This window comes from Alteromonas sp. 5NW40-0090 (assembly GCF_057552975.1).
The window spans coordinates 1-15,396 of the sequence record NZ_BAAJLT010000016.1; the positions used below are offsets into that span (position 1 = coordinate 1).

Here is a 15,396-nt window from a genome sequence, read left to right on the forward strand (position 1 = left end):
GATAAATATGACGTTCAGCAATACTCAAGATTTAGTTCAAGCCGTTAGCAATTCACCAGAGACTATCGAGTTCAACGATGTTATCGCGCTCGTTGATAGCGCGTTTTCCTTTACGCCAACTGCGTTCACTAATGGTAATGTTACAAACGACGCGAACCAGAACAACGGCTCATGTAAGCTGCTCGCACTTGGTCAGTATTTGAAGTTAAATCAAGCACAAACACTGGCTTTGTTTGGGCGCTTTTATCGTGAAGACGTACTTAAAAACCCAGATGGTAACGACCACGCTAATATCCGCAACTTTATGAAAACGGGTCATGAAGGGGTGGCGTTTGAGACGTTTCCATTAGTTATAGTAAATGCTGATTAGTGGCTTTTACAGGTATGACGCTTGCCCATTAAGACAAGCAAAGCATTACCTCAGTAATGCGGCAAGTTGTCTACCGCCTAGCTTTAGACTGGAATAAGCGGTACGACGCTTCATCGCCTATTTTTTGTGAAAGTGACAACCCCAAGCTGATAAGCGAATTATCAGGCTGCCTCTTTAGGGCTTTTTTTAGCACGTTGAGCGCGCTTTTCGTTTGACCTACACTATCTAAAGCAAGGGCGTAAATATACCAATTTTGTGGGTTGTCAGGGCCAAGTTCTGTTGCTTTTTTAAAAAGTGCAACTGCAGTTGGTTTATCTTGTTTACGAACATGCAGCATGCCTAACGAATAATGGATGAGCGCACTATCAGGCAAATTACTCATCCCATCAATGAGGGTTTGTTCTTCTAACTGAAGTTTATTTTGAGCGCGATACAATTCGGCCAAGTTGATGTAGTTCGCCTCAAAGTAAGGGTCTACAGTTAGACCTTGTTTTAGCAGCTTTTCTGTTTGAAGAATATTGCCGAGTTGATATTCAACCAGACTTTGATTGAGGTTACCTTCGCCCCGCCATTGATTTACGGTATTCGACAACCTAAGTTCTTCTAGCGCCTTTTTGAAGACCTTTGTGTTTAAGCCCAGACCAAGCAAGTTATTAGCTGCCGTCACTCGAATAGCTTTATACTTATCATCAAGAAGATTAGCGTACGTTTTCGTTCGTTCATTAGGCGGAAGCGCTCGGCCGGCTTGCGCCGCCCCCAGTCTTATCAAAGGCTCTTCATCCAGAATAAACTTCCCTAATTCTTTATCAGTAAGCGACTGGTTTGACGATGCCAACAAGCTCAGCGCAGTAGCCCGTTTTATAACTGGAAGAGACGACGAATGGGCGATACGGAGCACAGCTTGTTTACTATGAACATTGCCCTGCATAAGAGAGATATAATTTTTTTCTTGTTTGCTTAGCGTAGAGTCTTTGCCATACCAGTTGATTAGCTTTTCTGATACCCAATCATTATCTTGGACGTGACAGTTTAAACATGCGTTGGGTGCACCAGTAGTTGAAGAAACATTGGGAGTTGGAATACTAAAGCTATGATCCCGCCGTGCATCTACACCCATGTAGGTGCGCGTGGGCATGTGGCAGTTTACGCACTGATTTGCATCTTCACTACCCATATGCTTTGTATGCTTTTCACCTTCAAAGGCCAATGCCGAGTGACACTGAAGGCACAAACTATTTCCCTCTATTTTGAGTTTCATAGAGTGGGGGTTGTGGCAGTCTATACAGTTAACACCAGCTTCATACATGCGGCTTTGTAAAAAAGAGCCGTACACATAAACCTCTTCACGTATTTGCCCATCAGCAAAATACAATGGAGAAATAAGAAGCGAGGGGGAGAACTGGTCTAGGAAAGGTTTTTTAGGGTCTATTCCGTCAGAAAGTGAGGTGCGCAGAGAGTGACATGCAAAGCATGTTTCCATGAACCGATTGTCTCGTTTTGCAGGAATAAACTCGCCATTTTTTTGTTCGTGCCAAGCGGCGATGCTGCTTCCGTCTTTTAACAGCCACTTTCCAATAGCTTGTTGTTCATTAACAGATAAATCGGGAAAAGTGAGCGATGGCCTATGGTGATTGGCTTTTTCAACATGCGTAATCTTAGACTTTTTATCTGATCCGCTGTCATTAGCCCTTTTTGTATTTGCAGCATAATGCGATGCCGTATCACCGTGGCAGGATGCGCACGACACATTAATTTCATCAAACAGGCTGTCGAATGTAAGTGTCTTAGTATCAAAATTACGCTTTAAACCGCTTGAGTGGCAGTCTGCACACATACCATTCCAGTTTTGCATCGGTTGTTCCCAATGCAGTCTGTCTTTAGGAGTAATATCCTCAGATGGATAATTGGGAAACCAACGTTGGCCGCCTTTTGATTTGTCGCGAGTATCCCAAGCAAAAGGAAAAACTTGAAGTTTACCTGCTTGTGTTTCGATGAGGTATTGCTGCAACGGAAAATGACCAAAAACATAAGTAATCGGATAGATATTCGTACTTCCTGCTTCTGTCAACTCGACAAAAAATTTATCGTCGTTTTTGAAAAAGCGTACGTTCTGCGTAAAGTGAGTTATTGAAACATTATCGAAATTGGCAAGCACGGTTCTATCATTAGCATGGGCCATTGCTTTAGCGTGATCTGATTGTTGCCACAACGTAACTTGTTCCTGATGGCAGCTCACACAATTAGCATACTCTTGTGCGTGTATACTTCTAACTAAACCTGTTAGATAAATTATGCTGAAAAGAAAAACCAACCGTGGCATTACAACTGCTGTTTGAATATTTGCGAACTCTCTGAACTTTATCACATGGCACCAGCAGCGTTATACAAAGTTTGCGCGCTAATTATCACGCTCTGTCAAAATCAATTCACTAGACTGGGGCATTATCGCAAAGTCAAACTGTCCTAAAACGTTCATTCCCAGTAAACCATCAGCATCGGGTAGGGCGTCTTCGGGTAGCACGATGGCAGAAACGTCCTTGAACTCATAGCCAGCAAAATAAAAGCGCGGTATTTGCACCAGCGGCGCTTCTATCGTGCCAGATGCAGTCCTTACGTTGAAGTTACCGATAAACGTGAGGTTTCGCATACGGCCCAAGCGAGCAAATAATCTTGACGATATTGCGGTGGTACTGGCACCTGTATCTAAAATCATGGTGGCTTTTTGGTTAAGCGCCTTCGCTTCAAGGCGATATTGGTCGCCAATGCGCTCCAAGGCTACGCGTGTTTGATACCTAGCAGCGTCCGGGCTTGTGGGTTCGATTTCGCTGCGGCTTGGCGCGGTGTCCGCGCTGGCTATATCGCGCATTTCATAGGCTTTATCGCGAATGACATTGGCGTCTCTATCGTTTAACGGCAGAGCAGCGAGTACATCTTCCATTAGCGTAAGCTTTTGCTGGTAAGCATACGCTTCTGCCAAGTTTAGGGTGTAATGTTTCGCGTCGGGTATGCGCTGATATAAGGGTTCATTTAGCCTAGCCACCAGTTCCCATTGTTCGTCCTGACTTAACTGCGTTTGCGCTTGTTGATACAAAGTGGCAATTTTAGTTCCGATAAACGAGAGCGTTTCAAGTGTAAGAGGCAACTCAGCTATATCGTAGTAATGCACTATCGCCGTTGAGAGAGGCTTCGTCATCTCAATCAGCTCACCTTCAAGTAACAGTAGCGATTCGTTGAGAGGGTCATTTTTTAAATAGTTGGTTAGTTCAGTGGCAAGCAACGCATACTGTCCATCATTGAGTAGAGTCGTTAAGGCTGCTAAATCATTTTGGTCAATTTGTCGCGAAGATAAGCGCAAATCTTCACGCTCATTTGACGGTATGCGAGTTCTGTCAGCGTTCGAAGAAGAGGTGGATTCACGTTGTTTGTTGAATGGCTCTATATTGCCCTTCGCCTGAGTCTCATTTTCTTGCGCTGCCTCATGTTGTAAACGATGCTCATAGTCTGCTTCTAGCTTATAAGCGCCGTCGTTGTGCTGCTTTAAGCTAATCCATAGGTAAACATTGATGCCTAACGACACGCATAGAAACAGTGTAAGCAGAACTGCGAGCCATGTCTTCATTGTTGTAAACTCGCCTTTCCATAGACGTCCACAAATTGCTTGGGCATTCGTTTAGGGGCGCCAGTATCAAGGCTAACGCACACAAATGTGGTCATGGCATCAAATACGGTTTTGTTTCGCTTTGGGCAGATAAATTGAAACTGGCGTTTCAAGGTAAGTTTGCTATCGCAATGCACTATCCAAGTGGCGCATTCTAATGTATCTCCAAGATGTGTTGGCAGATGATAGTTAAGTTCGTGACGCTTTATCACCATACCTCTGTTCAGCGCCTGATAATCGGCAAACTGCAAGCCAAGAGCGTTTGAATGGGCCCAAGCTAAGCTTTCGAGCTGCGACAGGTACGCTACATTATTCACATGCTGATAGTGGTCGATGTGTGTTTCATCAATATGCCATTGCTGCACGTAGGGGTTGTCTAACATCCAATTAAACGTTGGGTTGCTCAAACCTTTTCCTTACTCATATGTTTTGCTTTAATCCTGCCTTGTTTCTTCACAACCTAGTAATACGCCTCATACCACAGGCAGAGGGTTATCTTCAGGTAACGTCAACTCGTCACTCAATAACGTCTGCATTATCGCTTTTTCACGTACCAACACCGGCTGAATAAAGCTTTGCACATCACCAAGTGCTTTAAAAGCATTGAACCCTCGCTCCAAAAATTCGTGTAGAGCCAGTAAACCCGCTAATTTAGCTGGGCGGCGGGATAACGAAATCAACATACCAATACCACGAATCTTTATTACGTCAGAGAGTTGATCGCCCAAATGGGAAATTATGTCGATTTGATGCTCTCTATCTTCCATCCTGCCTACATTTCGATAAGCCAGGGCGTAGTTGTCTCGGTTGATGGGGGCACCAGGAAAATGATTTTGTAAGTGCTGAGCCATTGCCATATCTAAGTCGAACGATAGTGCATTTAAGGATAACGCATCGTCCATAGCGTTCATGGCTTTATCGGGCAATACTTTCGCGAGCTTCGGAATAACGCGAACTAAGTCTGCGTCACGCTGGCTAAAATCTTTCGGCCCGTATAATTCATCTACAAAAAACGCCATGGCTTTTTGATAACGTTTTTGCTGTGCCAAATCGTCGTGCGTTACCAGTAGGCGTTCGCACTGCCAATGCTGCAGTTGATGAATGATAGGCATAACGCCCAGCTGATTGGCCAAATCACGAAGGGCATTTACCCGATGAATATGTTTAATTATCTCTTGCGCCAAATGACAAACTCCCTGTTGAGCTAGTGTGGCTTATCCGCTGTTGTAAACCTAGATTGACCTAAGCAAGCGTCCCTTTCAAGTGAGAAGGCAAAGTTTTACTGGTATACTCTGCTGCCATTAGTTTAGCCCCCTTATTTAGATTTTTAATAAACTTAATGAACAGTCAAAGTAGTCAGTCATCATTGAACAATGTCCTTATCAAGGAGACCGCTAGTGTGCAGCACCCGGGCTTAGAAAAAGACAGCGATGTACCCACGTTAATATCACTATTTAATAGCACGTTTGAAGATTTCAATACGCGCTTGGTTTTGGGTGATGATGAACCTATTTACATCCCAGCGGGTAGCGAAACGCCTTACCATCAAATCGTCTTTGCTCATGGTTTTTTTTCGAGTGCCTTACATGAAATTGCGCATTGGTGTATTGCAGGAGAAAAGCGCAGGCTTTTAGAAGATTACGGTTACTGGTATTGCCCCGATGGCCGCGATGCAGCGCAGCAAGCAGACTTTGAAAAAGTAGAAATTAAGCCACAAGCCATCGAATGGGCGTTCACCGAAGCCGCAGGCAGAAAATTTCAGGTGAGTACGGATAATTTAAATGGTGCAGAACCCGACAGAGAAGGCTTTACTAGAAATGTTGCTGCACAGCTAGCATTTTATAAAGCCCATGGCTTTCCGCCTAGAGCTGAACGATTTATCAACGCCTTAGCAACCACTTTTTGCAAAAAGACGCACGATGATGCCACTGGAGCAGATGCAGCATGATAAATAATGATTCTGACCGCCCAGCCATTTTTAAGCTTGGTGTTCTTATAAACCCTTTTGCTGGTATAGGCGGAGCCCTTGCTCTTAAAGGTAGCGACGGTGCAGAAATTAGAGAAAAAGCATTGGCGATGGGAGCAGAGAAGAAAGCCAATGAAAAAATGGCAAAAGCGCTCAGTATCCTTGAAGCATTGCCGGGGAAATTTACCGTAGTGACAGCGGCGGGCGATATGGGCGAAACAGTTTGTGAATCGCTAGGTATTCCTTATGAGGTAATTTACACACCTAGTGCTGCACAAACCGAGGGTGAAGATTCAGAGCGCGCAGCGAAAGCAATGGTTGAGGCAAACGTTGACTTGCTGCTGTTTGCAGGCGGCGACGGCACAGCCCGCAATATCTGTAGCGTCGTCGGCACACAAGTCCCTGTGTTAGGTGTGCCCGCCGGTTGTAAAATTCATTCTGGCGTTTACTGCGTGTCGCCGTCAGCTGCAGGGCAGGTAGTAAGTCAGATGATTGCTGGCGAGCTTGTGAGTGAAATGGACGCCGAAGTACGTGATATTGACGAGAATGCATTTCGTGAAGGTAAAGTCATTGCTAAGCACTATGGCGAAATGCGCGTGCCGGCAGAACTAACTTACGTTCAAGCCGTAAAAATGGGCGGCAAAGAAGACGAAGCGCTGGTATTGGACGACATTGCTGCTTATGTCAGCGAAATTATGGAAGATGAACCTGATACCTTTTTTGTTATGGGCTCTGGCTCAACCGTAGGTGCGGTTATGGAGTTCCTTCGCTTGGACAATACTTTGCTAGGTGTTGACGTGGTTAAACAAGGCGAGTTAATCGCAAGTGACGTGACTGCCAGCGAACTAATTGCGCTGACAAAAGACAAACCTACCAAAGTAATTTTGACGGTTATTGGTGGTCAAGGGCACATCTTAGGCCGTGGAAATCAACAGTTAAGTCCAGCGTTTATTCGTCAAATTGGCAAACAAAATATGCTTGTTGTCGCCACTAAGCAAAAACTGCAGGCATTAAACGGAAAACCGCTTCGCTTAGACTCAAGCGACGCAGCGCTAGACGTTGAACTAGCAGGTGCGTTTTCGGTTATTACGGGCTACAAAGACAAAGTGCTTTGCCAAGGTGTTTAAAGACTCAGTGCAATATAATTAGGCTGATAGATTACCTTTAAAACCAAATTTAATTATCTCGAACTGATAATAGAAAGTTAGAAATAAAGAATAGAAATTTGAAACAGGAAGGAGTAAGACGTGTTACCACCTGCTGCAGCACCAGAAAGTGTCGTTAAAGCTATCGCAAATATTGAGGCATCGCTTGATGACGTGGTCAATCACGGTAGTGATGACGAATTATTTATTGCCAGCTACTTACAAGGCCATTTTGCCGTTGAGGCTCGCCAATTAGAGATGCAAGAAGGCGCTACTGTTGCAATGCTTAATGATAAAATGCTCGAAAGCCTTAATAGTGCTTTCGCTAACAATGAATTAGAAAATGAAGATGCTGAGCAAGTAAAAGCACTTTGGGCAAGGTTAGTCGCAATGTAATTGCGGCTTGCTTCGCTAACGTTTCTCCCCAAAAAAATTATCTCTGAGTTCGTCCTTTTTACCTTTTTTACAATCCGTAACAGTTTTATTTGCGAAGTTCTTTATAAACCGCCAGATTGGTATATGTTTATTATTGGCTTTCAGCACAGACAATAGAATTAAGGATGACGACATGACTGTAATTAAACATCTCACCAAGCGCTTAAAAGTAAGTGTAGGTGTGCTGGCAGTAAGTAGTACGCTGGTTGGCTCAGCGTTTGCTAAAAACGATATCAATATCGACTACGAAAAGTTCACTACCGATAATGGGTTAACCGTAATTGTTCATGAAGACCGCAAGGCCCCAGTGGTTGCGGTTGCGGTTTGGTATAAAGTGGGTTCAAAAGACGAACCAAACGGAAAATCAGGGTTTGCGCACCTGTTTGAACACTTAATGTTTAACGGCACGGAGAACTATGACGATGAATGGTTCGGGCCGCTTCAAGAAGCCGGGGCCACAGGCCTAAACGGTACCACCAACTTTGACCGTACTAACTATTTCCAAACCGTTCCGACACCTGCACTTGATCGTATTCTCTGGATGGAATCTGATCGCATGGGCCACTTGTTAGGTGCGGTAACACAAGAGAAATTAGACGAACAGCGTGGCGTTGTACAAAATGAAAAACGTCAGGGCGAAGACCAGCCATATGGAAGCGTATTCACGCATATTTTTGAGGGCTTATTTCCCATAGGGCATCCCTATCATCATACGGTAATAGGTTCGATGGAAGACCTTAACTCAGCGTCGCTTGACGACGTTAAAGGCTGGTTTAATCAATATTACGGACCGAATAACGCAATACTGGTGCTAAGCGGTGACATTAATGCAGAAGAAGCCAAACCTCTGGTTAACAAGTACTTCGCTGACATTGAGCCGGGCCCAGCACTGTCTAAATGGGAAGCATGGGTACCCAAGCGCAGTGCAAATACCCGAGAAGTGATTCAAGACAAGGTTCCACAATCGCGCATTTACCGCCTTTGGGTTTCACCTGAAAATACCTCTTCAACCGCAACAGATTTGTTCATTGCCGCGAGTGTCATGGGCGATGGTAAAAACTCACGCCTTTACAAAGAATTGGTGTACGACCAACAAATTGCTACCAATGCCTCGGTGTTTAACTACGAGCTACAAATGGCGTCCATTTTTGGTGTGACGGTTGACGTAAAAGACGGCGTTGACGTAGCTAAAGTGGAAAAAGAAATAGATAAGGTCATTAGCGAGTTTTTGCGTAAAGGTCCAAGCAAAGACGAAGTTAAATTGGTGTCGACTAAGCGACGTGCTTCAATTATTCGCGGGCTTGAAGAGGTTGGGGGCTTCGGCGGTAAAGCCGATACGCTTGCTAGTGGTGAGTTCATTGCTGGCGACCCTAACTACTTCAAAACTGAATTGAGTGAGCTAGGACAGGCTACTCCTAAAGGGGTTAAAGCGGCTGCGAATGAATGGTTAAAAGAAGGATGGCATCAAATCACGGTGGTGCCGTTTATCGAGTATGCCGCATCTACTGAAGGGGTCGATCGCAGTTCAGGTTTGCCATCAATTGATGCCGAGACACAGCTAAGCTTCCCAGAGGTCACGGAGACCACTTTATCTAACGGTATAAATGTGGTGTTTGCACAACGTGCTACGGTTCCATTGGTGAATGTGGCGGTACAGTTTGACGCAGGGTACGCTGCCGATGCGGGGGGCAAGCTTGGGCTCGCCAGTTTTACTACGCAAATGCTTGACGAAGGTGCGGGTAAATATGATGCCTTGGAACTAGCGGCAGAGCTTGAGCAACTGGGAACAAATTTAAATGCTGGATCAAATCTAGACACCACAACAGTTAGCATGTCCATGTTGACAGAGAACATGGAGCCCTCTTTGGCGCTTATGGGTGATATCTTGAAATCACCCACGTTCAAAGAGGAAGAGATTGAACGTCAACGAGCGCTTATTTTAAGTAATATTGCGCAACAAAAAACTCGCCCTGTAAGTATTGCGCTAACCTTACTTCCGCCGCTTATCTACGGAGAAGATCATGCTTATGGTATCCCGTTTACTGGTACCGGAACTGAACAAGACGTACAAGCGATTACCCGAGGCGACCTTGTTAACTTTAAAAACACGTGGTTACGTCCCGACAACGCGACAATTTTTGTTGTTGGCGACACTACGTTAGATGCCATAAAACCCATGCTTGAAAAAGAGTTTGGTAAATGGAAAGTGAAAGGGAACAAAGGCACGAAACAAATAGCTGAAGCGTCAATGCCTGAGCAAGGCCAAGCGATCATTATTGACCGCCCCGGTGCGCAACAGTCGCTTATTCTGGCTGCGCATTTAGCGCCATCAACAGGTGCTGACAACAACATAGCCATCAATGCTATGAACCAAACTTTAGGTGGCGCTTTCACAGCTCGCGTGAACATGAACTTACGAGAAGATAAGAGCTGGTCTTATGGCGCGTATACCTTCCTTCAAGACGCGAGAGGTCAACGCCCATTTATGGTGTATGCGCCAGTGCAAACTGATAAAACAGGGCCGTCTCTGCTTGAGCTCAAAAAAGAACTCAGTGCATATATAGGTAATAAACCGCCAATGGCGAATGAGTTAGAAAGAGCACGATTGGATGAAGTTCGCTCTTTGCCTGGTCAGTTCGAAACGGCTAATGCGGTGATGTATAGTCTCTTATCAAGCAAGAGATTCAATAGGAAATATAATTATCCAGAGACTTTGGTCGAAAAGTATAATGCTTTAACTTTAGACGATTTAAGTAGTGCGGCTGAAGAAGTGCTGCATCCGGAAAAATTGACTTGGATAATCATTGGTGATGCCGAAAAAATTAAAGCGGATGTTGAAGCCGCTGAGCTTGGACCTGTCAGTGTGCAGAGTATGAACTCACTGTAACAGGCGACACTGCAATTTGACTGAAAGGGCCGAGAAATTACTCGGCCTTTTTTATTCAGAATTATTCACTAAATTCGTCAAAAGCACGCAAAGCATCGGCAGCATACATAAATGATGGGCCGCCTCCCATATAGACGGACATACCGCACACTTCTTCGATTTCTTCACGGGTAGCACCTAAATGCACTAGCGCTTTAGCATGAAAGCCTATGCAGCCATCACATCGTGTTGCGATGCCAATGGCAAGGGCAATAAACTCTTTCGTTTTTTTATCTAACGCGCCGTCGGCGGTGGCCGCTTTGGCCATATCAGAAAATCCCTTCATGACTTCTGGCACGCCTTTTTTAACCTCGGCTAGATATGGATTTAAACTATCTGTAATTTCTTTATATGACTTCGTCATAGCGTTCCCCTGATGAAAATGTAATGGATTATTAGGCTTGAACATCTATAGATACTCAGGCTTAATCTGAATAAAGTTCAAAGCAAATCTTATCGGTCAATACGCACCTATTTTAGCCTAAAGTTAATAGTGCGCTATGACGTAAGTCAATAATGGTCAAGGATATCGTACAAATGCGCCTTTTGTTGAATGGTTCGAAAGACCAGAATGTACTAAAGTAACGGTAGTTCAATTTATCGCCTCGATTCTTATTTTGAAGCACCTCTTACCTGCGAATAAAGCAAAAATTATACGTTCTCTCGAGCGAACGTTTGCAATTTTTCTAATCAATCTGTTTTGTGTTTCGTTGGTGTTTGCTTCGGAGTCAAACAGGTTAATGAATGAATATGCGGTCGAACTTTTAACCGCTGAAGATGGCTTTGTTTCATCAGAAATCTATTCCATAGTCCAAGACCGCCAAGGTTTCCTTTGGTTTGGTACAGCGGAAAATGGCGTGATGCGATACGACGGCCGCAACGTAAAGCTCTTTGAGTCAAATAGCGAAAACGAGCAAAGTCTTTCTCACAACGATGCCGGCAACTTAATGTTGGATGCTGAGGGCAATATTTGGGTGGGAACGTGGGGCGGTGGTGTTAACAGATATGAGCCTACAACTGGTCGGTATGCACGCTACTCAAACGTGCCTAACGAAGCAGACTCTTTATCATCAAACCGAATACAGTCACTTTTTCAAGATAGCGCAGGTGATATTTGGCTGGGCTCTTACGACAAAGGGCTTAATCGTTTTTTAGGCAATGGGCGATTTCAGCGAGTTCAAAAAATACCTGGAGTTAAAAATAGCCTTTCCCATAATCGTATTTGGGACATTATTGATAACGACGCCGATAGCCTTTGGGTAGCAACCAGCTATGGGATTAATTTACTCGATAAAAAAACGTTAAACGCCAAGCATTTCTTGCCCGAACCCAAAAATAAAACGGCTACAGGCGCAAATGAAATACGTAGCTTACTTCGCACATCTTCTCATCAGCTATTTGTCGCTACGCAAAATGGGCCCTTCTTATTCTTTCCAAGTTCCGGTGTTTTTCTGCCTCAAACGACACGAGAAGGTAAACCACTAAGTCAAGTAAATTCAATGATTGAGGACCATGATGGTCAAATATGGTTCGTCACTACCGAGGGATTGTATCGTCATACCGGTGAGGGCAACTATGTTGAGAAGGTCGACTTTGGTTATGAAAATGGCCTTCGCATAATTTTTGAAGACCACACTAAAACCAAGTGGATTACCAGTGAGGTTCATGGAATCTTTAAATTTTCTCCTCGCGGTAAGATTAAACAAATTAACAGTGAATTACTAACCGCACCAAGCGGTATCGCACTTGATAACAGCGATGAAAATGGCGATGTACTTATCGTCACGGCAAACGCCGACGTGTTCAAATGGAAAGTTAAAGAAGAGCTTCTGCAAAAAGAACACGATTCGGTATTTAAAGAGCTTGAAGGTTATGAAGAGCGTGGGGTTATAGAAAGACCTATTATAGTGCCAGATCAAGCGGGTTTTCTGTGGGTCGCACAAGACAACTTTGTGGCCAAAGTCGACCGACGAACTAAAACAGTAAGTCGTATTGAATACCCTAATACTGACAGTAATTATCGCCAGTTTCGAGAGTTTAGAGCGCTTGAACTAGATAATGATGGCAATGTTTGGATTGGTACCTACAAGCACGGTATCTACATTTACAACAAACTTTCCGGGGAGTACAAGCATCTCACAACCAAAGACGGTTTAACGCACCCAGAAATTCACAGCCTATACAAAGACGCTAGCGGCAATATGTGGGTGGGCACGGGGGGAGGTGTGAATTTGTGGTCAGTTGCTAGTCAAAGTTTCGCGTTTTTTAGTGGCGCAGAGGACCACACGGGAAGTTTAGTTGATAGCATTGTTGAAGATATCCACCAAACGAGTAATGGAGAAATATGGGTAGCAACACAAAGGGGGTTGTTCAAATATTTCGCAGAGTCTAAATCTTTTCAGCATTTTAGTGAGAAAAATGGGCTGCCCACCACCTTAATAAGAGCTATCGCTGATGGCGATGACGGCAGACTGTGGCTTACCACCAATAAAGGTATTCTTCTCTATAACCCCGATACACAAAATGTTATTAGCTACAACCGTACCACAGATTTGGCAGGCAAAAACTTTTACTCAGATAGCTTAGTTAAAGCGAGTGGAAAAACTTTCTTTACGAGTAGTCAGCGGGGAATAGAATACTTCAAATACAACCAAGAGCAAACCGACGCCGTTAGCGCAAACATAGTTCTCACTGGTTTTAAAAAGATGGGGGAATCGGTAGAGCTCGATAAGCCGCTGTCCTATGTCACTGATATCGACCTTTCTTATGAAGATTACTTTTTTTCATTAGATTTTGCGCTTTTGGATTTTTCAGATCCTAAGCGTGCCCGCTTTGCTTACAAATTAGAAGGGTACGATGAGCAGTGGATTGATATTGGAAATCATGATTCGGTGTCGTTTACCAACTTAAATGGTGGTGACTACAGGCTACTCGTAAAAGCCATGAAACCAAATGGAGAGTGGGGTGATGGTTCCCTATCCTTAAATTTACATGTGGCCGTAGCACCATGGAAAAGCTGGTGGGCATACACTGTCTACGGCTTAATTTTGTTAGGTATGGTTATTTCGGTGATTTACCTGCGCACCCGCTTACAACAAACGGAAATTACAAAACAAAAGCGCTTTGTTCAAACACTAGAGCAGCAGGTATCTGAAAAAACCGCATCGCTAAAAGCGCAAGCCAACCATTTGAAGCAAGCACTAGAACAAGCAGAAGAAGCAACGAAACTGAAGTCTGAATTTCTTGCCAATATGAGCCATGAAATTAGGACGCCGATGAATGGTGTTATAGGTATGCTCGGTCTGTTGAAGAAGAGTGAGCTTACTGCTGAACAGAATCAGCGGTTAAACATTGCTAGGTCTAGTGCTAACTCATTGCTCGTACTCATTAATGATATTCTAGACTTTTCGAAGATAGAAGCGGGCAAGCTTGAACTAGAGTCGGTAGATTTTGACCTAAGGGCGCTAGTGGAAAGTGTTGCGCTATCAGTAGCTCACTCGGCACAAGAAAAGGGTTTAGAAGTGATCGTTGATGTCCTTAAAGTTAACGATACAAAGATACATTCAGATCCAAACCGAATTCAACAAATTCTGACTAACCTTTTAAGTAATGCCGTTAAATTCACTGAACAGGGTGAGATATACATTGCTGCAAAGTTACTTCCAAGTGATGTTGAAAGTGAAGCTATGCTTCACTTAACCGTAAAAGATACGGGTATAGGTATACCAGAATCAAAACTTCCTCATTTATTTGACGCCTTTACCCAAGTAGATGCCTCTACAACCAGGCGCTTTGGAGGAACTGGACTTGGTTTAAGTATAACTAGGAAACTGTGTCAGCTATTGGGAGGGGACATAAGCGTTACGTCAGAGCTTGGCAAAGGTAGTTGCTTCAACGTTATATGTAAAGTTTCGGGTTCGGAGGAAAGCATGAAACTGCAACCCGAACTTGTTAAAGAAAACACACGTTGCTTAGTAGTAGATAACAATGCGTCAATAAGACAATCCATGCAAACTCAGCTTGAGTGTTGGGGGGTGAATGCGTTAACTACATCATCATTAGAAGAGGCGGCAGCGCTTTGCTCAGCTGATGAGGACAGTGAACAAGACCCGTTTAATATTGATATTTTATTTTTAGAAAAAGTGGTTGATGAACACGAGCAAGACAACCATTTACTGAATGTTAAGGGTGTCGAAAACTTAAAGCACGGTCGTATTATCCTGATGACTAAACTGAGCGATGTCGATAGCTACAGCGAGTATAGAGGACTGCCAATAGACGAGTGTCTGCCTAAGCCCATAACAACTTCAGATTTACTAAGAATACTTGAAACCACGGTAGGTAAGCCCAGTACGCGAAACGATGTGCATACTCAGACGTTAGGTATGGGTACTATAGATTTTGTAGAGCAACATTCAGATGAAGCGCTAGTAGAGCTAGAAATTGAAAATCGTCCCTTAGCTATCGGAGCAACACGCATTTTGTTAGTTGAAGATAACGCGATAAATCAACTGGTTGCTACTAATGCGCTCGAAAGCGAAGGCTATCAGGTGGATGTGGCAAACAACGGCCTAGAAGCGTTAGATATGTTGAAGTGCAGTGATCTTAAAACACAATACAGCGCAATTATTATGGATTGCCAAATGCCCGAAATGGATGGGTTTGAAGCAACTCAACGCATTCGTGAAGGCGCGGCGGGAGATATTTACAAAAGTACGCCCATTATCGCGATGACGGCCAATGCCATGCAAAGCGACAAAGATATGTGCATGGCAGCAGGTATGAACGACTTTCTTACCAAGCCTATCGATAATCAGAAAGTAACGTCGACCTTACGGAAATGGCTAAACAAAAATAACTAGTCACTCGCCAAAAAGGAAATAAACGCGTTAATAT

11 protein-coding genes are annotated in these 15,396 nt (G+C 44.0%); 6 read left to right on the top strand and 5 right to left on the bottom strand.

Annotated features, from left to right (window positions below):
• The first annotated feature begins 7 nt into the window (after positions 1-7).
• A complete protein-coding gene (locus tag AC27KT_RS18140; protein ID WP_487132440.1) occupies positions 8-370 on the top strand; it encodes a HopJ type III effector protein in 363 nt (120 codons plus the stop codon).
• A 70-nt stretch (positions 371-440) separates the two neighbouring features.
• Here the strand turns inward: AC27KT_RS18140 and AC27KT_RS18145 are convergent, their stop codons facing one another.
• The 4 genes from AC27KT_RS18145 to AC27KT_RS18160 all read right to left on the bottom strand — a co-directional run bounded on the left by AC27KT_RS18145 (position 441) and on the right by AC27KT_RS18160 (position 5,212).
• On the bottom strand, positions 441-2,690 hold the full coding sequence (locus AC27KT_RS18145; RefSeq protein ID WP_487132248.1) for a tetratricopeptide repeat protein: 2,250 nt from the start codon (positions 2,688-2,690) through the stop codon (positions 441-443).
• 78 nt (positions 2,691-2,768) lie between these two features.
• Entirely contained in the window at positions 2,769-3,989 is a 1,221-nt protein-coding gene (locus AC27KT_RS18150) for a retropepsin-like aspartic protease family protein (protein ID WP_487132250.1), read from the bottom strand.
• Positions 3,986-4,435 carry an acyl-CoA thioesterase gene (locus AC27KT_RS18155; RefSeq protein ID WP_487132252.1) on the bottom strand — a complete coding sequence of 150 codons (450 nt, stop codon included), beginning with the start codon at positions 4,433-4,435 and terminating at the stop codon, positions 3,986-3,988. Before AC27KT_RS18155 ends, AC27KT_RS18150 begins: the two co-directional genes overlap by 4 nt.
• Positions 4,436-4,501: 66 nt before the next feature.
• Entirely contained in the window at positions 4,502-5,212 is a 711-nt protein-coding gene (locus AC27KT_RS18160; protein WP_487132254.1) for an FFLEELY motif protein, read from the bottom strand.
• Between the two features lie 155 nt (positions 5,213-5,367).
• Here AC27KT_RS18160 and AC27KT_RS18165 point away from each other — a divergent pair, with 155 nt between their 5' ends.
• The 4 genes from AC27KT_RS18165 to AC27KT_RS18180 all read left to right on the top strand — a co-directional run bounded on the left by AC27KT_RS18165 (position 5,368) and on the right by AC27KT_RS18180 (position 10,461).
• On the top strand, positions 5,368-5,976 hold the full coding sequence (locus AC27KT_RS18165; RefSeq protein WP_487132256.1) for an elongation factor P hydroxylase: 609 nt from the start codon (positions 5,368-5,370) through the stop codon (positions 5,974-5,976).
• Positions 5,973-7,121 carry an ATP-NAD kinase family protein gene (locus tag AC27KT_RS18170; protein WP_487132258.1) on the top strand — a complete coding sequence of 383 codons (1,149 nt, stop codon included), beginning with the start codon at positions 5,973-5,975 and terminating at the stop codon, positions 7,119-7,121. Before AC27KT_RS18165 ends, AC27KT_RS18170 begins: the two co-directional genes overlap by 4 nt.
• Positions 7,122-7,241: 120 nt before the next feature.
• Positions 7,242-7,535, top strand: coding sequence for a YfcL family protein (locus AC27KT_RS18175; protein ID WP_487132260.1), 294 nt, complete (start codon positions 7,242-7,244; stop codon positions 7,533-7,535).
• A gap of 172 nt (positions 7,536-7,707) precedes the next feature.
• Positions 7,708-10,461 (top strand): M16 family metallopeptidase, encoded by a 2,754-nt coding sequence (locus AC27KT_RS18180; RefSeq protein WP_487132262.1) that lies wholly within the window; start codon positions 7,708-7,710, stop codon positions 10,459-10,461.
• A gap of 61 nt (positions 10,462-10,522) precedes the next feature.
• Here the strand turns inward: AC27KT_RS18180 and AC27KT_RS18185 are convergent, their stop codons facing one another.
• The gene (locus tag AC27KT_RS18185; RefSeq protein WP_487132264.1) at positions 10,523-10,864 is read right to left on the bottom strand and encodes a carboxymuconolactone decarboxylase family protein; all 342 of its coding nucleotides are present in this window, start codon (positions 10,862-10,864) and stop codon (positions 10,523-10,525) included.
• Positions 10,865-11,240: 376 nt separating this feature from the next.
• On the opposite strand from AC27KT_RS18185, the gene AC27KT_RS18190 reads away from it, so the two are divergent.
• Positions 11,241-15,362, top strand: coding sequence for a hybrid sensor histidine kinase/response regulator (locus tag AC27KT_RS18190; protein ID WP_487132266.1), 4,122 nt, complete (start codon positions 11,241-11,243; stop codon positions 15,360-15,362).
• The last annotated feature ends 34 nt before the right edge of the window (positions 15,363-15,396 follow it).

Bases quoted from the DNA above. Each gene is read 5' to 3' on its own strand.
- AC27KT_RS18185 (WP_487132264.1), bottom strand. From the start codon at position 10,864: ATGACGAAGTCATATAAAGAAATTACAGATAGTTTAAATCCATATCTA.
- AC27KT_RS18145 (WP_487132248.1), bottom strand. From the start codon at position 2,690: ATGCCACGGTTGGTTTTTCTTTTCAGCATAATTTATCTAACAGGTTTA.
- AC27KT_RS18190 (WP_487132266.1), top strand. From the start codon at position 11,241: ATGAATGAATATGCGGTCGAACTTTTAACCGCTGAAGATGGCTTTGTT.
- AC27KT_RS18140 (WP_487132440.1), top strand. From the start codon at position 8: ATGACGTTCAGCAATACTCAAGATTTAGTTCAAGCCGTTAGCAATTCA.
- AC27KT_RS18170 (WP_487132258.1), top strand. From the start codon at position 5,973: ATGATAAATAATGATTCTGACCGCCCAGCCATTTTTAAGCTTGGTGTT.
- AC27KT_RS18180 (WP_487132262.1), top strand. From the start codon at position 7,708: ATGACTGTAATTAAACATCTCACCAAGCGCTTAAAAGTAAGTGTAGGT.
- AC27KT_RS18165 (WP_487132256.1), top strand. From the start codon at position 5,368: ATGAACAGTCAAAGTAGTCAGTCATCATTGAACAATGTCCTTATCAAG.
- AC27KT_RS18150 (WP_487132250.1), bottom strand. From the start codon at position 3,989: ATGAAGACATGGCTCGCAGTTCTGCTTACACTGTTTCTATGCGTGTCG.